This is a genomic window from Streptomyces sp. NPDC096136, from assembly GCF_044763325.1.
Taxonomy (GTDB): domain Bacteria; phylum Actinomycetota; class Actinomycetes; order Streptomycetales; family Streptomycetaceae; genus Streptomyces.
Map to the genome: position 1 here is coordinate 23,924 of NZ_JBIWFZ010000014.1, position 21,145 is coordinate 45,068.

Sequence of the window (21,145 nt, forward strand, 5' to 3'; positions counted from 1 at the left end):
CCGATGACCGTCACCGAACCGTCCGCTCCCGCACGGCAGGTCGTGCCCGCCGAGGAGCGGTACGCCGCCGAACTGGCCTTCCTCGCCGCCCAGGACACCGGCCCCCGCCCGCCGGGCTGGGCGCTCACCCCGCGCGCGGTGGTGACCTTCGTGTGCGGCAGCGGCGGTGAGGAGCTGGCCCTGCCCAAGCGGCGCGCCGGACTGCCGTCCAAGCTGGTGGTCGCGCCGAAGTTCGTCGGCGAACGCGCCCTGGTGGAGCGCTGCGTGGTGACCCTGGCCGGTGAGCGCGGGCTGCTGCTCACGGGCGAGCCCGGCACCGCCAAGTCGATGCTGTCCGAGCTGCTGTCCGCCGCCGTGTGCGGCACCAGCGCGCTCACCGTGCAGGGCACGGCGGGCACCACGGAGGACGCGTTCCGGTACGGCTGGAACTACGCGCTGCTCCTCGCCCAGGGACCGACCCGGCAGGCCCTGGTCGATTCCCCCGTGCTCGCGGCGATGCGCGCCGGGCGGGTGGTGCGGGTCGAGGAGATCACGCGCTGCCTGCCCGAGGTGCAGGACGCGCTGGTGTCGATCCTGTCCGACCGGCGGGTGAGCGTGCCGGAGCTGACGGCGACCGAGGACTCGGTGGTCTCGGCGGCCCCCGGTTTCACGGTCATCGCCACCGCCAACCTGCGCGACCGGGGCGTCTCGGAGATGTCGGCGGCGCTCAAGCGGCGCTTCAACTTCGAGACGGTCGGACCGATCGCGGACCCGGACGCGGAGGCCGCGCTGATCCGCCGGCAGGCCGTCGCCGCCGTGGAGCGGGCCGGGGCGGCGTTCGGGGTGGACGACAGCGTGCTCGACGCGCTCGTCACCGTCTTCCGGGACCTGCGCTCGGGACGCAGCGCGGAGGGCTGGGACGTGGAGCGGCCCGGCACGGTCATGTCCACGGCGGAGGCCGTGCAGGTGGCGGCCTCGCTGGGGGTCGCCGCCGCGTACCTGCCGGGCGGTGACGTGCTGGACCTGCTGCCGGGCCATCTGCTGGGCGTGGTCCGCAAGGACGACCCGGCCGACCACGGGCGGCTGCTGGGCTACTGGGACGGTCCGGTGCGCCGCCGGGCCGAGGACGGCTCGGCGATGTGGCGCCGACTCTGGGACCTGCGCGGGAGCCTGCGTTGACGCCCACTGCCGACCCGCGGGAGGCCGTGGAGGCCCTGGCCGCCTCGCGCGCGCCGTACCTGCTGGGCGTACGGCACCACAGTCCCGCGCTGGCCGCGGTGGTGCCGGCGCTGCTGGACGCCGCGGACCCGGAGGTGGTCTGCGTGGAGCTGCCGGCCGACTTCCAGCCGTGGCTGACGCACCTGGCCGACCCGGAGACGGTCGCCCCGGTGGCCCTGGCGGGCCTGGGGAGCGAGGGCCGGCTGGCCTTCTACCCGTTCGCGGACTTCTCCCCGGAACTCGCGGCGCTGCGCTGGGCGCGCGAGCGCGGCGTGGAGGTGCGGTGCTGCGACCTCCCGCTCGCGGACGCGGGCTGGTCCCCCACCGACCCGGCCGCGCCCGGGCCTGCCGTCGGGCGGCGGTCCTACGCGGACGCGCTCGCCGCGTCCGGCACCGGGCGTGACGGGGACGACCTGTGGGACCGGGCCGTCGAGGTGCTGGCTCCGGGCTGCTCCCCGGAGGCCGTCCGCCGCGCCGCCCTGGGCGTCGGCTGGGCCCTGCGCACGGACGCCGGCACCGTCCCGGCGGCGGACCTGGCGCGGGAGTCCCACATGCGACGCGTCCTCAGGGCGGCGGCCGAGGGCGGCCGCCGGGTGGCGGCGGTGATCGGCGCCTTCCACGCCCCGGCGCTCTTCATGGACGCCCCGGTTCCGGGGCCGCGCGGGGGCGCGGCGGTGGTCGGCACCGAGGACGCTGTCGGCGCCGGCGGATCCGCCGGCGGTGGCGGGGCTCGGGACGGGGACGTTGGGGCGGAGGTGGGGGACGGGGTCGTGACCTCGTTCGTCGCGTACTCCCACGACCTGCTCGACTCCCGCTCCGGGTATCCCGCCGGGATCCGGGACCCGCTGTGGCAGCAGGCCGTCTTCGAGGCGGGCGGGGATCCGCAGCGGCTGCGGGAGGCGGCCTCGGCCGCCGTCACCCGGCTGTGCCGGGAGCTGCGCCGCGACGGGCACACCGCCGGGACCGGGGAGGCCGCCGAGACCCTGAGGCTCGCCTGCGACCTGGCGGTGCTGCGCGGGCTGCCCGCGCCCGGCCGGGGGGAGCTGCTGGAGGCCGTCACCACGGTGCTCGGGCAGGGCGAACCCCTGGGCCGGGGGCGGGCGCTGGCCCGCGCCCTGGAGGCCGTGTTCGTCGGCGCGGCCCGTGGCCGGACCACCCCGCACGCCCCGCGTTCCGGGCTCGGTCCGTCCGTGGAGGCGGAGCTGGCCTCGCTGCGGCTTCCGTCCCCGCAGGACCCGGACCCGCGCGAGGTGCGCCTCGACCCGCTGCGCTCCGAGCTCGACGGGCGCCGCGAGGTGCTGCTCCGGCGCCTGCTGGTGTGCGGGGCCTCCTACGGTGAGCCCGTGGACGTGGCCGCCACCGGCGACGGCACCGCCCTGGGGAGCAAGTGGCGGCTGTCCTGGACCCCTTCGGTCCCGGCCCGCCTGGACCTGGCGGGCGTCCGCGGCGTCACCGCCGCCCAGGCGGCCGCGGGAACGCTGCGCGACCTCGCACGCCGCCAGGCCGCCGCGGGCGGCCCGACGGCGGCGCAGGTACTGACCGGGCTCGCCGCCGCCGCGCGCTGCGACCTGCCCGAACTGGTCGACGTACGACTGGAGGAGGCGGCCGCCGTGCTGCCGGAGACCGCCGGCGTGGCGGAACTCCTGGAGGCCGTCGACCTGTTGGAGGGGCTGCGGCGCGGCCACCTGCCCGGCACCTCCGCCGCCGCCCGGGCGGTCGCCGAGGCCCTGTGCGGTGATCTGCTGGACACCGCGGTGCGTTCGCTGCCCGGCCTGGCGGGGAGCGACGACCCCGCCGACGCGGCCGCCCTGGTGGCCCTCGCCGACCGGGCCGCCGCCCGTCGGCTGGGGCTGCGGATGGACTCCGGCCTGTCGGAACTGGCCGCGGAGGGGAGTCCGTTGATGCGCGGTGCGGCCCTGGCCGTACGGGTGCTGCTGGACCTCGACGAGGCGGCCGGGCTCGGTGCCCGCGCGGCCGCCTGGGTGGACGGGGCCGCCACGGCCGACGGCCGCCGGGCGCTGGCCCGCCGCCTCGCCGGGCTGCTCACCGCCGCCGGACCGCTGCTGGAGACCTCTCCCGCCGCGCTGACCCCGCTGCTGGACCGGGTGGACGGCCTGGCCGACGCGGCGTTCCTGGAGCGGCTGCCCGCGCTGCGCGCCGGGTTCGAGGCGCTCTCCCCGGCGGCACGGGACCGGCTGCTGGACACGGTGACCGAGCGGCTCGGCGACCGGCTCGACCTCACGCTCGACGCCCCGCCCGCCCTGCTCGCCCTCTGGGCCGCCGCCGACGCGGCCGGCCTGGGCGCGCTCAAGGAACTCCCGCTGCCCGCGCGCCCGACGGAGCCGGCGGCCGGCGCGGGGGCGGTCGGGCGGTCCGCGGACCGGGCGGCCGAGGCGGGGGCGTCCACGCCTCCGGGGCGGCCGCAGGACACGGCCGCCGGGTCTACGGCCTCCGCCGGCCGGGCACGGCGGACGCCCGGGGCGTCCGGAGCAGCCCTCCCGTCCGCGGACCCGTACCAGCAGACGGGCGCGGCCACCGGAGCCGCGGTGCCCGCGCGCACGGAGCGGCATCCCGCCGTCGAGGTGGTGCGGGACGGGCCGGGCGACGGGCGGCGTCTGGCCGCCGCCGACCGGTGGCGGCTGCTGCTGGGCCGCCAGCGCGACCGGCTGCCGTCCGGGGCGCACCGCTACGCCCGCGCCCTCGACGAGCTGTACGGCGCGGGGCGCGGCGAGGGCTCGGGCGACGTGGGCCGGTCCGGTTCCGGAGGCGGCGACGGGGCGTCCTTCCCGACGGCCCGGGAGTGGTCGCAGGAGCTGGAGTCGCTGTTCGGCTCCGACGTACGGGAGGAGGTGCTCGCGGACGCGGCGGGTGCGGGCCGTACCGACGTACTGGCCCAGCTCGACCCGGCGTCCGTGCGGCCCTCCGTGGACCTGCTGAGCTCCGTGCTCTCCCTGGCCGGCGGCATGCCCGAGCAGCAGCTCGCCCGGCTGCGGCCGCTGGTCAAACGGCTGGTCGACGAGCTGACGGCGCAGCTGGCCAACCGGATGCGGCCGGCCCTGTCCGGCCTGTCCACCCCGCGCCCGACCCGCCGCCCCGGCGGCCGGCTCGACCTGGCGCGCACCCTGCGGGCCAACCTGGCGCACGCCCGCCGCCACGCCGACGGGCGGGTGGTGGTGGTCCCGGAGCGCCCGGTGTTCCGCACCCGCGCGTCCCGCGAGGCGGACTGGCGGCTGATCCTGGTGGTGGACGTCTCCGGCTCCATGGAGGCGTCGGTGGTCTGGTCGGCGCTGACGGCGGCCGTGCTGGGCGGGGTCCCGACCCTGTCCACGCACTTCCTGGCCTTCTCCACCCAGGTCGTGGACCTCACCGGCCGGGTCGCCGACCCGCTCTCGCTGCTGCTGGAGGTCCGGGTCGGCGGCGGTACGCACATCGCGGCGGGCCTCGCGCACGCCCGGACCCTGATCACGGTGCCGAGCCGCACCCTGGTCGTCGTCGTCAGCGACTTCGAGGAGGGCGGCCCGGTCGGCGGCCTGCTCGGGGAGGTCCGCGCACTGGCCGCGTCCGGCGCCCACCTGCTGGGCTGCGCGGCGCTCGACGATTCCGGCGCGCCCCGGTACTCCGTCCCGGTGGCGCGGCAGCTCGTCGCGGCCGGGATGCCGGTGGCCGCGCTCAGCCCTCTCGCCCTCGCCCGCTGGGTGGGCGACCGACTCCGTGGGGAGCCCTGATGACCAGCCCGCTGTTGCCGCCCGTCGCCGCCGAGGTGACGGCGGAGGCCGTGGAGGCCCTGACCGCCCGGCTGCGCAAGAAGCTCGACGCCGCCGTGGAGGGCTGCGGCGAGCGCGCGGAGGCCGGCGCGGACGGGGGCGTCACCGTCCGGTTCGGCGAGGACGCGGTGGTCACCCTGCGGCCGGGTGCCTCGGGGGTGGTCGCGGAAGCCGCCGAGGCCTCCTGCACCTGCCTGCTGTCCCCGCGCTGTCTGCACCGCGCGGCGGTCCTGACGGCGGCCCCGGTGGCGGACCCGCTCCCCTGGCCCGGTGCGGGCGGGGGCGAGGGGGTGGAGGACGGGCCGGGCCCGGCTGCCGCTACCGGTCCGCACGCACCGTCGGGTGCCGGGCCGGAGGACGCCTCCCCGGCGGCCCCGGCCGGGGAGCCCGGCGGGCCCGCTCCCGGGCGGGGAACCGCGCCGGGAACGGGTCCCGGCCGGGACGGCGCGGCCGGCGGGCCGGGCGCGCCGGTCACCGCCGAGGGGACCGGCGCGGCCGGATCCGGTGGCCCGGCCGGCGCCGGTGCCTCCGGCGGCGGCGCCGCGGGACCGGCCGGCACGGGCCGGACCGGCACGGCCGGGGGCTCCGTGGCCGGGGACTCCGCGGCGCCCACGGCCGCCCAGGTGCGGGCCGGTGCCGCGCTGTGGGCCGTCGGGGCCGAGGCGCTGGCCGCCGGGGTCGCCGCCGGGGGTGCCGTGGTGCAGGCCGAGCTGCTGCGGGCCGCGCACACCGCGCGGGTCGCCGGGCTGCCCGCCGCCGAGGCCGGCGCCCTGCGGGTGGTGCGGGGCCTGCGGGCCGCGCGCGAACGCGCGGCCGGGCAGCGGCTGGCCGACCTCGCCGCGGCCTTCGAGACGCTGCTGCGCACCGCCGCCCTGCTGGCGTCGGGTACGGGCGGCCCCGGGGTGACCGGGGCCGGCCGCCGTGGCTACGCGTCGGGGGGCTCGCTGAGGGTCCACGGCCTGTGCCGGGAGCCCGTGCTGACCGCGACCGGATACGGGGGCGTGGTCACCCACCTGCTGGGCGCGGACGGCGTCCCCTACACGCTGTCGGACGTCCGCCCCGGCGGGCCCGGCCGCGCCAAGGGGGCGGGGTCCGCCTCCGTGGCCCTGGGCGGGGGAGCCCTCGACCATGCCGGGCTCGCGCGCGGGGGCCTGCGCATCGCCGGGGCGACGGTCTCCGCCGACGGGCGGCTCGGTTCCGGACGCGGGGTCCGGGCCACACCGGTCCCGGGTGTCTCCTGGGACGGCGAGCCGCTCGCCGCGCTGTTCTCCCGTCCGGCGGCCGAGGCCGTCGCCGCACTGCTCGCAGGGGACGCGGAACCGGGCCTGCTGGGCTGCGCCGTGCAGGTCGTGGGCGCGGCCGGCGACCACCTCCTGGTACGGGAGCTGTCGGCGGACGGCACGGTACGGGCGGGCGCACCGCTGCTGCGGCTGCGCCCGGCTCACCCGCACCCGGAGCTGGCGCACACCGCCAACCTGCGCCGCCTGGCCGGTCGGCCGGGTCTGGCCCTGCGGGTCGTGGGCCGCCCGGACCCGGACCGGGCGGCCACGCTGCTGCCGCTCGCCGTGGGGCCGGTGCCGGGGGCGGCGTACACGCTGCGGCTGCCGCCCGAGTGGCGGGACCGGGCGGACCTCGGCTACGACCGCCTCCAGGGCGGCCATGTCACCGAGGCCCCCGCGCCCCCGGTCGGCCCCGTCGAGCCGGGTCCCGACGTACTGGCCGACTCGCCGCTGTGGCGGGTGGGCCGGCTGCTGGAGGCGGGGGTCGCGGGCGGGCGCCGGGCAGTGGCGGAGTCGGCTCGGTCACCCGAGCCGGCGGCCGCGTACGCGCCGCTGCGCCGGGCCGGGTTCACGGCGGCGGCCGATCTGGCCGCCGACCTGGTGGCCGAGGCACAGCGGCGGCCCCGGGACGCCTTCGGCCGGCTCACCGACCCCTCGGCCGACGGGTACGCCTGGGCCTGGCTGGCGGCCTCGACACACCTGACGGCGGCACGGCGGTCCCTGGTGGCCGGGTCCTGGGTCTAGGCCGTTCGGCTTGCGGACTCCACGGGACCGGAGGGCACAATGGGCGCTAACGGTGTGAAAACCGAATGAAATTGCATAAACCATGCACCTCATTCGGGTTTCGCCTTTCCTGCACCCGCCCGGTGGGAGGGGAATGTGAGTTCCGAACCGCTGTCAGAGCGCCCCACCGGTCCGCCCTCCGGCCCCCTCTCCGGCCGCCAGTCCGGCGACCAGGCCGGCCCCCCGCCGCCCCAGCCCACGAGCGGCGGGGGAATCCCGTCCGGCCCGGGCGGTCCGTCGTCCGGCGGGGGCGGGGGCGGGGGCGGGGGTGGCGGCCCGACGCCGCCCTCCGGCGGCGACGGCCACCGCCCCTGGTGGCGTTCCGTGCCGCGGATCGCGGCGATCACCGCCGCCGTGGTCGTCGCGGTCGTCCTGGCCGTCGTCCTCGGCCGCCCGGGCGGCCAGACGGCGAGCGCCGGCGAGGTCATCCTCCAGCCCACGGACGACGCGGGCGTCGACCCGTACACCCCGTCCACGGCGAACACGACCGCGTCCATGCCGGCGGCGGCGCCCAGTACGGCTCCGGCCCGGAAGGACACCCTCGCGAGCGTGGCGGGCTCGGAGCCCGGACTCTACGGCGGCACCCGCAACACGGCGGCCTGCGACGTGGAGAAGCAGATCCGCTACCTGTCGGCCGACCCGGCCAAGAACCGCAGCTTCGCCTCCGTCGTGGGGGTGCAGGAGTCCGCGGTACCGAGCTACCTGCGGTCGCTGACGCCCGTGCAGCTGCGTTCGGACACCCGGGTCACCAACCACGGCTACCGCGACGGCGTGGCCACCAGCTACCAGTCCGTGCTCCAGGCCGGAACGGCCGTGCTGGTGGACAAGTACGGGGAGCCGAAGGTGCGGTGCGCCTGCGGGAACCCGCTGAGCCGGGTGGTGCCGCAACCGGGCACGCCGCGGCAGACGGGGCACCGATGGGCGGGGTACCAGCCGCAGAACGTCGTGGTCGTCAACCGCGCGCCCCGGCCGGTCAACGTCTTCGTCCTCTACGACCAGAACGAGAAGCAGTGGGTCCACCGGTACACGGGTGACCAGGTCCACCACGACAAGCCGGCCCCTCCCCCGCCCCGGCACTGGCCGACGACCCCGCCGCCCCCGCCGACGACGTACCCGCCCGGAACGTACCCGCCCGGAACGCGGACGCCGGGAACGTACCCGCCCGGAACGCAGACGCCCGGAACCCAGTCCCCGGGAACCCGGCCGCCGACCACGCAGTCCCCCGGCACGAAGCCGCCGTCGACCAAGCCGCCGACCACCGAGCCCCCGTCGACGCAGACGCCCGGCGCGAAGCCGCCGAAGGCCACGCCGACGCCCACGGGCCCCTCGCCGGCGACCGAGACCCCGGCCACTCCCACCCCGACCACCGGGACCAAGGAGACACCGGCCCCGAAGCCGACCCCGGCGACCGAGACCCCGCCGGCCCTGAAGCCGACCCCGACCCCGACCGCCCCCGCCCCGGTGCCCTCGGCCACCGAGGCCCCGACCACCCCGAAGACGGCGACCGAGCCGCCGGCCGTCAAGCCCCCGGCCACCCAGCCGCCGGCCACGGAACGGCCCACGACGCAGGCACCGGCGCCGACCCAGGCACCGCCCACTCCGCCGCCGGCCACCCGCGCGCCCGCCACGGAGGCCCCGCCGACCCAACCGCCCGCCCCTGACCAGAACCAGCAGAACCAGCAGAACCAGCAGAACCAGCAGAACCAGCAGCGCGACCAGAACCAGAACAACCAGCAGAACCAGAACGACCAGAACCAGAACCAGAACGGCTACTAGCCCGTCCGTCAGACCTCCCGCCGCGGCCCGGCCTGCGGCGGGAGGTCCCTGACGAAGGCGAGTCCGTCGCTCCCGGCCAGGCGGTCCGGGTCCAGCGGGGCGTAGCCGAACCAGGGCGAGACGCGCGGTACGGGCGGCGTACCGTCCAGGGCGGCGACCAGCCGGCGGGCGTCCACCAGGCAGCGGTCCTCGGGGAGCGCGTACAGGAGACCCTCGACGGTGTCCGGCGCCGGGACGTCCACCCCGTGCCGGCGGATCGTGCCGACGGCCGTGGCCACGAAGGCGTACTCCCGGCCGAGACGGGCGCTCACCAGCGCGCCGGCGCTCCACCACTCCAGCGGCGCCCCGCCCATCCTCATCGCGCTCTTCTCCCGCTGGAGGTGGGCGTTGTGCGCGAAGGCCAGGACCGGGCCCCGGTCGGCGAGCGCGAGGAGGTTGCCGGCCATCATCCGGCCGCGCACGCCCAGCAGCCGGGTCATCCGGGCCGGCGACCCGTCGGCCATGGCGTGGTGGTAGCGCAGCAGGCCGGTGGCGGTGCGGCCGTGCAGGCGGGCCCGGTGCCAGTCGTCCCGCGAGCCGGCCGCGATCAGGTGCGGGGTCTGTTCGTCGAGCAGCTCCACCAGGTCGTCGGCGAGCAGCCGCAGCTCCCGGGCCTCGGCCGACCGCCCCACGGACAGCGCCGGGTCCCACATCACCCCCTCGTCGGTCCAGCGTCCGTCGGACCCGAGAAGGCGGTCGAGCGTGCCGGCCGTACAGGGGAGCAGCGAGGGGTCCACCGACGCCGCGAGGAAGCCGTGCAGCGCGGTGAGGGCCTCCCGCGGGCTCGCGGCGCCGGTGATCTCCAGCGGGCCGTCGAACCCGGCGAAGCGCACCCGGTCGCAGGCTCGGCGGCCCTCGTTGTACTCCCGCATCCACCGTACGAGCTCGCGGTTGGCGGGGGAGGCCCCGAACCCGTGGCTGAACCCGTGTTCCATGACCTCGTCGAGGGCGCCGGCGCCCCCGGTGACGTACGCGTCCACGGCCAGGCCCTTCAGGCAGTCGCTCTCGATCGCGACCGTCCGGTAGCCCTCCTCTCCGACGAGCTGCCGGAAGAGCTCGTTGCGCAGGTCGAGGAGGGCGTCCTCGCCGTGGGTGGGCTCGCCCAGGGCGAGCAGCCGGGGCCGGGTGCCGAGCAGCCGCAGGAGGGCGGCGGCCTCGACGGGGTGCGTGGTGTCCTTGATGCCGTTTGCCATGCCTTCAACGCTATCGTTGAAGCTTCGGTGGAAACTTTTGCCGGTCGTGCCCCTGCTATCTTCGGCCGTGTGGAAGAGAACCTTCAAACGGGTAGGAAGCTCAGGCCGGTCGATCTGGCGCGGGCGCACGGTCTGTCCACGCAGGCCGTCAGGAACTACGAGGAGGCCGGGGTCCTCCCGGCCGCCGCCCGCACCCCCGCCGGCTACCGCGCCTACACCCCCGTGCACGCCCTGGCCCTGTCCGCGTTCCTGGCGCTGGTCCCCGGCCACGGCCACGCGACGGCGTCGGCGGTGATGCGGGCGGTGAACCGGCGCGCGGTCGACGAGGCGTTCCGCCTCATCGACCAGAGCCACGCCCAGCTGCTGGAGGACCGCAGGACCCTCGAGGCCGTGGAGCGGGCCGTACGCGATCTGGCGTCCGCGCCGGGTACGGCGGCGGGCGCGCCGGAGGAAGCGGCGGCGGGGCACACGGCGGCCGGCACCGCGGCGGGCGCGGCGGGCGCGGCGGGAGGCCGGTTCATCGGGCCGCTGGCCAGGGAGCTCGGGATCCGGCCCGCGACGCTGCGCGCGTGGGAGGCGGCGGGACTGGTGCGCCCCGGCCGCGACCCGCTGACCGGGTACCGCGTCTACGACGGGGCCGCCGTACGGGACGCCCGGCTCGCGCACCAGCTCCGGCGGGGCGGCTACCCGCTGGAGCAGATCGCCCCCCTGCTCGAACGGGTGCGGGGGGCCGGCGGACTGGAGCCGCTGGAGGCCGCGCTGGGCGACTGGCGCGCCCGGCTGTCGGCGCGCGGACGGGCCCTGCTGGCGGGGGCCGCGGAGCTGGAGGCCTACCTCCGCGGGCCTGTCAAGTAACGAACAGCCGGGGCTACGGCCCCGTCCCTCCCCCGGGCACGGTGGAAATCCACCGCCCCGAGCACCCGTGCGGGTGCCGGAGCGACCGTCCGGACCGGAGGCCTCATGTTCCGTCGTGCGGGGGACCGCGTGACCCGCCGTCCCCGACTCGTCCTCCTCGCCGCGCTGGTCTTCCTCGTCCTGTCCGCCGTGTTCGGCGCCGGAGCGGCCGGCCGGCTCAAGAGCCAGGGGTACGACGACCCGCACTCCGAGTCCAGCCGCGCCGCCCGGGTGGCGGCCGGGCGGGCGGGAGCCGCCCCGAACCTGGTCCTCGTCGCCCGGGTCGCCTCCGGCTCCGTCGACGGCCCGGCGGCCCGCGGCGCCGGCGAGGCGCTCACCGCGCGGCTCGCCGCCGAGCCCGATGTGAGCGGCGTGTCCTCGTACTGGTCCCGGTCCGCGGGGGCGCCGCAACTGCGCGGCCGGGACGGCCGCGCGGCCATGCTGGTGGCGCACCTGGACGGTGAGGGGGAGCGGCTCGCGGAGCACACCCGGCGGCTGGCCGGGGAGCTGGGCACCCGCCCCGGCGGGGCCGGATCGCCCCTGACGGTCCGGGTCGGCGGTGCGGCCGTCGTGGACGCCGAGCTCCAGGACGTCTCGGAGTCCGACCTGAAGCGGGCCGAGGCCGTCGTCCTGCCGGGAACGCTGGTCCTGCTGGTGCTGGTGTTCGGCAGTGTGGTGGCCGCGGCGCTCCCCCTGCTGATCGGGGTGCTGGCGATCGCCGGGACGCTGCTCGTGCTGGGCCTGCTGGGCTCGGTCACCGACGTGTCCGTGTTCGCGCTGAACCTCACCACGGCGCTCGGCCTGGGGCTGGGCATCGACTACGGGCTGCTGGTCGTCTCCCGGTTCCGCGAGGAGCTGGCCGCCGGACACGCCCCGCGCGAGGCTGCGGTGCGGACGGTGCGGACGGCCGGACACACCATCGGGTTCAGTGCCGCGACGGTCGCGGCCGCGCTCGCGACGCTGCTGGTCTTCCCCCCGTACTTCCTGCGTTCCTTCGCGTACGCGGGCATCGCCGTGGTGGCGATCGCGGCGGTCAGTGCCGTGACGGTGCTGCCGGCGCTGCTCACACTGCTCGGCGGGCGGGTCAACGCCTGGCCGGTGCCCTGGCGCCGGCGGGTGCGCTCCGGGTCGCGCTCGCGCCTGTGGGAGGGGCTGGCGCGGTTCGTCGTGCGCCGGCCGCTGCTGGCGGCGCTGCCGGTGATCGGCCTGCTGATGGTGCTCGCCGCGCCCTTCGCGCACGCCGGTTTCGCCACTCCGGACGACCGGGCGCTGCCGGCGGGCTCGTCCGCCCGGCAGACCGGCGACCTGGTGCGCGAGGGGTTCGACCCGCAGGGCGCGAGCGCGCTGACGGTGGTGCTGACGGGCGCGGTGTCCCCGTCGGAGCGGGCCGACTACGCGCTGAGGCTGTCGCGGCTGCCGCAGGCGGCCCGGGTGGTGGGGCCCTGGGGCGGGTTCCGGCAGGGCCTGCCGGAACCCGCCCCAGGGGCCGCCTCCGGGCCCGATACCGGGCCGGCCTCCCGACCGGGCTCCGGGTCCGGCGGGGTCGGCGCCGTCGGCGGGGGCCCGGAACGGCTCTCCGTGGTGCCGCTGTCGGACCCCCGGTCGAGCGCCGCCCAGCGGCTCGTGCACGACGTCCGCGCCACTCCGGCCCCGGCGGGCGCCTCCGTCCTCGTCGGCGGGCCGAGCGCCGTCCTGGTCGACGCCAAGGCCACGGTCGGGGCGCGGCTCCCGCTCGCGCTCTACCTGATCTCCCTCACCACGTTCGCCCTGCTGCTCGGCTTCACGCGCAGCCTGCTCCTGCCGCTGAAGGCGATCGCGCTGAACGCCCTGAGCCTCGCGGCCGTCCTCGGCGCGATGGTGTGGGTCTTCCAGTCGGGCCATCTGCGGAGCCTGCTCGGCTTCACCCCCGGTCCGCTCAGCACCACGATGCCGGTGCTGCTGTTCTGCATCGTCTTCGGACTCTCGGTGGACTACGAGGTGTTCGTCCTCGCGCGCATCAAGGAGGCGCACGAGGCCGGGGAGGGGAACTCCGCCTCGATCGTCTCGGGCATCGCCCGCACCGGCGGCATCGTCACCACCGCCGGCGCCCTGCTCGCCTTCACCCTGCTCGGCTTCGGCACCTCGCGGGTCTCCCTCCTCCAGTTCTTCGGGATCGGCGCCGGCCTCGGCGTCCTCCTCGACGCCACCCTCGTGCGGGGCGTGCTCGTACCGGCCCTGATGCGGCTGGCGGGCGCCTGGAACTGGTGGGCTCCCTGGCCCGTCACCGCGGCGCGCCCGGCGTCCCGCCCACCGCCGCGGCCGCCACCGACGGCCGGCCGGTGCCCCACCCGGGCCCTCCTGGCCGCGCCCCCGCGACCCGCACTGCCCTGACCCCCCGCACACCCCGCCCCGTGACCACGACACGGAAGACCGAAGGAAGACCGCCATGACCGACATCGCCATCACCGGACTCGGCTGCCGCTTCCCGGGCGCCCGCGACGCCCGCGCCTACTGGAAGCTCCTGATCAGCGGAGAACGCCAGTTCTCCGCCGTCCCCGCGGAACGCTGGGACCACCGGGACTTCCACGCGCCCGGCGACCGCTCCGCCCCCCGCGCCGCGTACACCGACCAGGTCGCCTTCCTGGACGGGGTGAACCGCTTCGACGCCCTCCACTACGGGGTGCCCCCCGCACGCGCCCGGGCCATGGACCCGCAGCACCGGCTGATGCTCGACGTCACCCGCGAGGCCCTCGACGACGCGGGGATGGGGCGCGGCGACTTCGACCGCGAGAACACCGGGGTCTTCTTCGGCATCTCGGTGTCCGACTACAAGGACCTGATGGCGGCGCCCCTGCGCACCGCCTCCCCGGCCGCGGAGGGGCGGGCGCCGCGCTCCGGCGCGGTGCAGTCCTTCGGCCTCCCGGGGAGCCTGCTCAACATGGCGTCCGGGACGGTGAGCCGACAGTTCGACCTCGGCGGGCCCAGCCTCGCCGTCGACGCCGCCTGCTCCGGCTCGCTGGTCGCCCTCGACCAGGCGATCGCCCAGCTGCACCGGGGCACCTGCCGGATCGCCGTCGTCGGCGGCGTCTACCTCAGCCTCACGCCCGACAGCCTGGTCGGCTTCTCCCGGCTGCGGGCGCTGTCCGCCACCGGGGTGTGCCGCCCCTTCGACGAGGAGGCCGACGGCTTCGTCCTCGGCGAGGGCGCCGGGACCGTCGTCGTGCGGCCCCTCGCCGACGCGCTCGCCGCCGGGGACCGGGTCTACGCCGTGATCAAGGGCATCGGCTCCGCCAACGACGGGGCCTCCCCCGGGCCCCTGGTCCCCACCGCCGAGGGCCAGCTGCGCGCCCTGCGCCGGGCCTACGAGGACGCGGGGCTCCCCCCGTCCGCGGTGGGCTTCCTGGAGGCGCACGGCACCGGCACCGCCGCCGGGGACCGGGCGGAGATCGAGGCGCTGCGGCGGCTGCGCACCGAGTGGCCGGACGACGACCCCGGCCTGTGCTACCTCGGCTCGGGCAAGGCCCTCATCGGGCACTCCCTGTCGGCGGCGGGCATCGCGGGCCTGATCAAGACGGCCCTCGTCGTCCACCACCGCACGATCGTCCCGCAGCCGCGCACCGCCCCGCACCCGGACCTGGGCGTCGCCGCGGCCGGGCTGCGCTTCGCGGGGACCGCCCTGCCGTGGTCGGACGGGGACGCCCCGCGCCGGGCCGCCGTCAGCTCGTTCGGCTTCGGCGGCACCAACGTCCACGTGGTATTGGAGGAGCGGCCCGAGCCGGCCCCGGTCCGCCCGGCCGTGCGGGCCGGGGGCGCCGCGGGCCCGGCGCCCCAGCTCGTCCTGCTGTCGGCCGGCAGCGTGCGACTGCTGGACCGGCACATCGGCGAGGTGCTCGACACCCTGGAGGCCCTCGACCCGGCGGACCGGCCCCCGCTCGGGGCTCTGGCCCACACCCTGGGCGCGCGGGAGCCGCTCAAGGCCCGGCTCGCGATCGTGGCCGCCGACACGGCGGAGTTCACGCAGCGCCTGCGCCGGGCCCGGCGGCAGCTGGAGGACGGCGCCCTCGGCGACCTCGGCGACGACGCCTTCGCCGCCGGGGCCCCGCTGCCGGCGGCCCGGCGCCGGATCGCCCTCCTCTACCCCGGCCAGGGCAGCCAGCGGCCCGGCATGATGCGGGGCCTGTACGAGGGGTACGCCGCCTTCCGCGCGGCCGTCGACACCCTGGGCGCCGTGGCCGGACACCACGCGGCCGCCCTGCTGTACGGGACGGCCGGCTCCCGCGGCGGGGCCGGGGAGGCAGCGCGGCGGCTCACCGCCACCGATGTCTGCCAGCCGGTGCTCGGCACCGTGCAGCTCGCCGCCACCGGCCTCCTCGCCGACTGCGGCGTCGTCCCCGACCTCACCCTGGGCCACAGCGTCGGCGAGTTCGCGGCGGCCGCCGCGGCCGGGGCCCTGACCGGCGAGGACGCCGTACGGCTGCTGGCGGCCCGGGGCGCGGCCCTGCGGCGGGCCGCGCGGAGCGGTCCGCCGGGCGGGATGCTCGCCGTGCAGACGGACGAGGAGACCTGCCGGCGGCTGGTCGAGGGCATCGGCGGCGTGTGGCTCGCCTGCTTCAACGAACAGCGGCAGACCGTGGTCAGCGGCACCGCGGAGGGCCTGGCCGCCCTGCGGCGGGCCTGCGCCGGGGCCGGGGTGGTCACGGCGGCGCTGGAGGTGGCGGGGGCCTTCCACTCCCCGCTGGTGGCCCCGGCCGAGGAGGAGGTGCGCGCGGCCCTCGCCGGGCTGCGGGTCGCCCCTCCCGCCCTGACGTTCGTGTCGACGGTGGACGCGGAGCCCTGCACGGACCCCGCCGTCCTGCGCGGACTGTGGGTCCGGCACGCCTCGGCGCCGGTCCGCTTCGCCGACGCCGTCCGCACCGCCTACGACCGGGGTGCCCGCGTCTTCCTCCAGGTGAGCGGCGGCGGCTCGCTGCTCACCCCGGTCCGCCGCACGCTCTACCACCACGACGACGTCCACGTCCTCGCCGCCGACGAGGCGGCCGCGGCGGGGGACGACGGGCGCGGCTTCGTGCGCACCCTGGCCCGGCTCGCGGTCCTGGGCGTTCCGGTGGACCCGCGGGGCCTGGTCCCCGCCGAGGAGCGCCGTCTGCTGGACCTGCCCCCGGCGGGTCTGGACACCCGGTCGTACTGGGTGCCCGGGGCACCCGCCGAGGACGGCCGCGCCGAGGCCCCCGTCCCGCCGCCGCGGCCCGCTCCCACCGGGGGGAGGCCGACGGACGACACCCCGTACGAGCTCCTCGGGCTGATCCGCCAGCAGGTCGCCCTCCTGACCCACCTCACCGGCGCCCTCCCCGCCCCGCCCCGCACCCCCGGGACCACCCCGGAGCCCCGGGCCGCGACCGGCCCCGCACCGGCTCCGGTCGGCCCCGCACCGGCTCCCCGGGCTCAGACGCGGCGGGCGGCGGCCACCCCCGCGCCGCCCCCCGCACCGGACGCCCCGGCCGCGACCCGGGAGGCCCCGTCACCGGACCCCGCAGCCGCGACCCGGAACGCCCCGTCACCGGACCGCAGGGCGGCCGCGTCCGGTCCCGTACCGGCGGCGCCCTCCGCCCCGCCCGCGGCGCCCGCCCCGGAACCGGTCCGCGAGGAGCCCGTGCCCGCCCCGGCGGGGAGCGTGGCCCCGTCCGGAGCCCGCGCGCCGGCGCCGGGGGACCCCGCTTCCGCACCGGCCGGCGGGGTCGACGCGGCCACCGCGTCCGTGCTCGCGCAGGTGGCCCGGATCAGCGCCTTCCCCGTCGACCATCTGCGCGGGGACCAGCTGCTGGTCGACGACCTCGGCTTCGACTCGCTGATGCTGACCGACCTGTTCACCGCCCTCGCCCGGGAATGGCCGCAGTGGGCGTTCGACGAGACGGCCGCGGACCGGCCGACCGTCGCCGGCCTGGCCGCGATGATCGCGGACGCGGCCCCGGGCCCCGCACCGGACGACGCCCCGACCCCCGTGCCGGACGCCGCCCCGACCCCCGCACCGGCACCGGCACCCGCACCCGTGCGCCCGGCCGCCGAAGCGGCGCCGGACCCGGACCCCGGCCCGGTACCCGAGGCGCACACGCGGATCGAGCGCTTCCCCGAGGTCGTCGCCCACGGAGAGCGCTTCGCCCTGCTCGCCCGGACCGGGCTGGCCAACCCGTACTTCCTCGTCCACGAGGGCGGCATGACCGACACCACCGTGGTCGGGGGCCGGGAGCTCCTCTCCTTCTCCGGCTACAACTACCTCGGCATGGCCACGGACCCGCGGGTCACGGCCGCCGCCCGGGAGGCCGTGGAACGCTTCGGCACCTCCGTGTCGGCCAGCCGGCTGCTCTCCGGCAGCCGCCCCCTCCACCTGGAACTGGAGGCGGAACTGGCCGACCTGCTCGGCTGCGCGGCCTCCCTCACCCTGGCCAACGGCCACGCCACGAACGTCACGACCATCGGGCACCTCATCGGCCCCGGGGACCTCGTGGTCCACGACGCCCTCGCCCACGACAGCATCCTCCAGGGCTGCCGGCTCTCCGGCGCCACGCGACGGCCGTTCCCGCACGACGACGCGGCCGCCCTGGACGCCCTCCTCGGGCAGGTCCGACACGGGTACCGGCGGGTGCTCGTCGTCGTCGAGGGCGTCTACAGCATGGACGGCGACATCGCCGACCTGCCCGCCCTCATCGAGGTCAAGCGGCGGCACGGTGCGCTGCTGATGGTCGACGAGGCCCACAGCGTCGGCACGATCGGCCCGGCGGGCGGCGGCATCGGCGAGTACCACGGCGTCGACCGCGAGGACGTCGACCTCTGGGCGGGCACCCTGTCCAAGGCGCTGGGCAGCTGCGGCGGCTACGTCGCGGGCAGCCGGCAGGTGGTCGACTACCTGCGCTACACCGTTCCGGGGTTCGTCTACAGCGCCGGCATGACCCCGGCCGACACGGCCGCCGCCCTGGCCGCGGTGCGCCTGCTGCGGGCCGAGCCGCAGCGCGTGACCCGGCTCGCGGCGAACGCCTCCCTGTTCGCCCGCCTCGCGCGCGAGGCGGGCGTCGACATCGGGGACAGCCACGACACGCCCGTCGTCCCGTGCGTCGTCGGGGATTCGGTGAGGACCCTGCGCCTGGCGCAGGCCCTCTTCCGGCGGGGCATCAGCGTCAACCCCATCCTCCATCCGGCCGTCCCGGAGGAGCTGGCCCGGCTGCGGTTCTTCGTCACCCGCGACCACACGCCCGACCAGATCCGCCGGGCGGTGGCCGCGCTGGCGCAGGAGCTGCGCCGGCCGGACGCGGCGGGCGCCGACGCCCCCGACGCCCCCGACGCGGCCCCGGCCGCCGCCTGAACGGGGGTCCGCCATGGACACCGTCTTCCGGACGCTCGCACCGGGCCTCGTCCACCGCTGGGGCGGCGCGGGGCTCCTCGTGGCCCGCCGCCCCGACCTCACCCACCTGCCGCTGTGCCTCTCGGCGGCCGAACAGCGGGTGGCCCGCGCCCTCCCTGCCTGGCGGCGGTCCGAGTGGATGGCCGGCCGGCTGCTCGCCAAGCGCCTGGCCGGCGAGCTCGTCGGGGCGCGGGCGCGGGAGGTGGAGGTCCTCCCCCGCGACGACGGCAGCCCGCACCTGCTGGTCGGCGGCCGTCCGCTGCCCTCCCTGCACGTCTCCGTCAGCCACACCCCCCGCCACGCCGCCGCGGCCCTGGCACCGGAGCCGGTGGGCGTGGACCTGTGCGAGACGGCCTCGGCGGACACCGTGCGCCGGGTCGCGGGCCACGCCTTCTCCCCCGGGGAGCTCGCCCTCGTCGGCACGGACCGCGACGAGGCCCTGGCCGGCGCCTGGGCCCTGAAGGAGGCCGCCGTCAAGGCCGACCGCAGCGGGGTTTTCGGCGGGGCCCCGCGCCGGATCCCGCTCCTGGGGCTGCGGCCGCCCGCGCTCGGCGGCCCGCGCCGGGCGATGGCCTGGCGGGCCGGGGACGCGGTCGTGGCCCTCGTCCTCGCGCACCCGTGACGCGGCGGGCGGTACTGCGTTGGTGCTCCCCGCCCGGCCGGATCATCCTTGTCAGTGGAGCACCCTGGCCGGACTAGCGAGGGCGAGATGAGCGGCGATGGCGCAACTTCCCACCTTTCCCGGTGAGCGGCCGCAGCAGACGAGCGCCCCGGGCGGGGCGGCGTACACCGCCACGGCCACGATCGGTGACGACGGCGTCGTGACCGACTGGGGCGAGGGCGCCGCCCGGCTCCTCGGCTACGCGCCCTCGGAGGTCGTGGGACGGCCCGCCGCCCGGCTGCTGGCCGAGGAGGGCGGGGCCGGCACGCGGATCGGTCCGGAGCAGGACCGGTGGAGCGGCACGGTGGCGCTGCGGCACCGGGACGGCCGGCGCGTCGAGGTACCGCTGCTGGCGCACCGCTGGACGTCCACGGGCGGGACCGTCAAATGGAGCGTGGTGTCCGCCGTGGCGGGTCCGGCCGAGGAGCCCTGGGACGCTCCGCTGAACGAGTGGGCCTTCGCCCAGTCGCCCTGTTTCCTGGCGGTCTTCGACGCGGACCTGCGGCTGCTGCGGGCGAACGCCGGCATGCAGCGCACGCTCTCCCTCACGGAGGAGCAGATGCGCGGGCTGCGGCTGCCGGAGATCGCCCCGGACCCCGTGAGCGACGAGACGGAGCGCAGGATGCGGCTCGTGGTGGAGACCGGCGAGTCCCAGCGGCTGACCGCCTTCGTCCCCCCGGCGGGCGAGGACCGGGAGCAGGCCTGGGAGACCTCGCTGGCCCCGCTGCGCGACCGGGACGGCCGGGTGCGGGCCGTGTGCCTGGCCGCGCACGACCGCCGCGGGGCCGAGGGCACCCCGCACCCGGAGCACCTGCGGCTGGCCCAGGAGCTCACGGCCGGGCCGGCGCACGACGCCGCGGAGGCGCAGCCGCACGCCCGGGAGCAGCGCGAGCACACCACCACCATGACGCTGCAACGGAGCCTGCTCCCGCACACGCTGCCCGAGCAGGGGGCGCTGGAGATCGCCTCGCGCTACCTGCCCGCCGGCGGGGAGGCGGGCGTGGGCGGCGACTGGTTCGACGTGATCCCGCTGTCCGGGGCGCGGGTGGCGCTGGTGGTGGGCGACGTGGTCGGGCACGGCATCCGCGCCTCGGCGACCATGGGCCGGCTGCGCACCGCCGTACGCACCCTGGCGGACGTCGACCTGCCGCCCGACGAGCTGCTCACCCACCTCGACGACCTGATCATCCACCTGTCGGCCGACGAGGCCGACCCGGAGGTGCCCGAGGAGTCCGCCGGGGGCATCGGCACGACCTGCCTGTACGTGGTCTACGACCCGGTGACCCGCCGCTGCACGGTGGCGCGGGCGGGGCACCCGCCGCCCGCGGTGGTGTCGCCGGAGGGCTCGGTGTACCTGCTCGACGTACCGGCGGGCCCGCCGCTGGGCCTGGGGGGCCTGCCGTTCGAGACGGTGGAGGTGGAACTGCCCGAGGGCAGCCTCCTGGCCCTGTACACGGACGGCCTGCTCCAGGCCCGCGAGCACGACCTGGACGAGGCCCTGGACACCCTCTTCGGGGCCCTGACCCGGCCCGCCTCGACCCTGGACACGGTCTGCGACCGGGTGCTGACGGCCCTGCTGACCCATCGTCCCGACGACGACGTGGCGCTGCTGATCGCCCGGACACGGGCCCTGCACGCCGACAAGGTCGTGGCCTGGGACCTGGCGTCCGACCCCTCGGTCGTCGCGGACGCCCGCCGGTACACCACCGAACAGCTGACGGCGTGGGAGCTGGACGAGGCCTCGTTCGTCGCGGAGCTGGTGGTCAGCGAGCTGGTCACGAACGCCATCCGATACGGCCGGCCGCCCATCCAGCTGCGGCTGATCCACGAGGGCAACACGCTGATCTGCGAGGTCTCCGACGCCAGCAGCACCGCCCCGCACATGCGGCGCGCGCGGACCTTCGACGAGGGCGGGCGGGGCCTGCTGCTGGTGGCGCAGCTGGCGCAGCGCTGGGGCACCCGGCACGCCCCCACCGGCAAGACCATCTGGGCCGAGCAGTCCCTCGTGGGGTTCTGAGGCCCGGGGCGCGGGTTCCCCCGTCCGACCCCCTGTGACGCGCCTGTGACAGTCGACGGACAACTCCATGAAGTGGCGCCTTCAGGCTCTTTATCAAGGACATACAGCGATATTCCGACATATGTCCCCCTGCTTCCAAGGGTGTGAGCAGCAGCGATGACCGAGCCGA

Annotated in this window: 9 protein-coding genes and 1 pseudogene; 9 read left to right on the top strand and 1 reads right to left on the bottom strand. The window is 77.6% G+C overall.

All coding sequences use genetic code 11. The annotated features are described in order from the left end of the window. The first annotated feature begins 3 nt into the window (after nt 1-3). The 4 genes and pseudogenes from ACIRBY_RS25870 to ACIRBY_RS25885 all read left to right on the top strand — a co-directional run. Entirely contained in the window at nt 4-1,158 is a 1,155-nt protein-coding gene (locus tag ACIRBY_RS25870; RefSeq protein WP_403904513.1) for an AAA family ATPase, read from the top strand. After that, the gene (locus ACIRBY_RS25875) at nt 1,155-4,922 is read left to right on the top strand and encodes a DUF5682 family protein (protein ID WP_403904516.1); all 3,768 of its coding nucleotides are present in this window, start codon (nt 1,155-1,157) and stop codon (nt 4,920-4,922) included. Before ACIRBY_RS25870 ends, ACIRBY_RS25875 begins: the two co-directional genes overlap by 4 nt. Next, nucleotides 4,922-6,985 (top strand): hypothetical protein, encoded by a 2,064-nt coding sequence (locus ACIRBY_RS25880; RefSeq protein WP_403904518.1) that lies wholly within the window; start codon nt 4,922-4,924, stop codon nt 6,983-6,985. Before ACIRBY_RS25875 ends, ACIRBY_RS25880 begins: the two co-directional genes overlap by 1 nt. 135 nt (nt 6,986-7,120) lie before the next feature. Continuing rightward, nucleotides 7,121-8,377 (top strand): annotated as a pseudogene (locus ACIRBY_RS25885) (DUF6777 domain-containing protein); the annotation flags it as partial. 431 nt (nt 8,378-8,808) lie between these two features. On the opposite strand, the gene ACIRBY_RS25890 reads toward ACIRBY_RS25885, so the two are convergent. Next, entirely contained in the window at nt 8,809-10,032 is a 1,224-nt protein-coding gene (locus ACIRBY_RS25890) for an erythromycin esterase family protein (RefSeq protein ID WP_403904521.1), read from the bottom strand. 69 nt (nt 10,033-10,101) lie between these two features. On the opposite strand from ACIRBY_RS25890, the gene ACIRBY_RS25895 reads away from it, so the two are divergent. The 5 genes from ACIRBY_RS25895 (at nt 10,102) to ACIRBY_RS25915 (ending at nt 20,976) form a co-directional block, all read left to right on the top strand. After that, complete coding sequence (locus ACIRBY_RS25895) at nt 10,102-10,887, top strand: TioE family transcriptional regulator (protein ID WP_403904523.1); 786 nt, start codon at nt 10,102-10,104, stop codon at nt 10,885-10,887. 129 nt (nt 10,888-11,016) lie between these two features. Further along, nucleotides 11,017-13,296 (top strand): MMPL family transporter, encoded by a 2,280-nt coding sequence (locus ACIRBY_RS25900; RefSeq protein WP_403904526.1) that lies wholly within the window; start codon nt 11,017-11,019, stop codon nt 13,294-13,296. 55 nt (nt 13,297-13,351) lie between these two features. After that, complete coding sequence (locus ACIRBY_RS25905; protein ID WP_403904528.1) at nt 13,352-18,259, top strand: aminotransferase class I/II-fold pyridoxal phosphate-dependent enzyme; 4,908 nt, start codon at nt 13,352-13,354, stop codon at nt 18,257-18,259. 13 nt (nt 18,260-18,272) lie between these two features. Continuing rightward, nucleotides 18,273-18,920, top strand: coding sequence for a 4'-phosphopantetheinyl transferase family protein (locus tag ACIRBY_RS25910; protein WP_403904530.1), 648 nt, complete (start codon nt 18,273-18,275; stop codon nt 18,918-18,920). A 97-nt stretch (nt 18,921-19,017) separates the two neighbouring features. Next, nucleotides 19,018-20,976 (top strand): SpoIIE family protein phosphatase, encoded by a 1,959-nt coding sequence (locus ACIRBY_RS25915; protein ID WP_403904533.1) that lies wholly within the window; start codon nt 19,018-19,020, stop codon nt 20,974-20,976. Nucleotides 20,977-21,145: the final 169 nt, after the last annotated feature.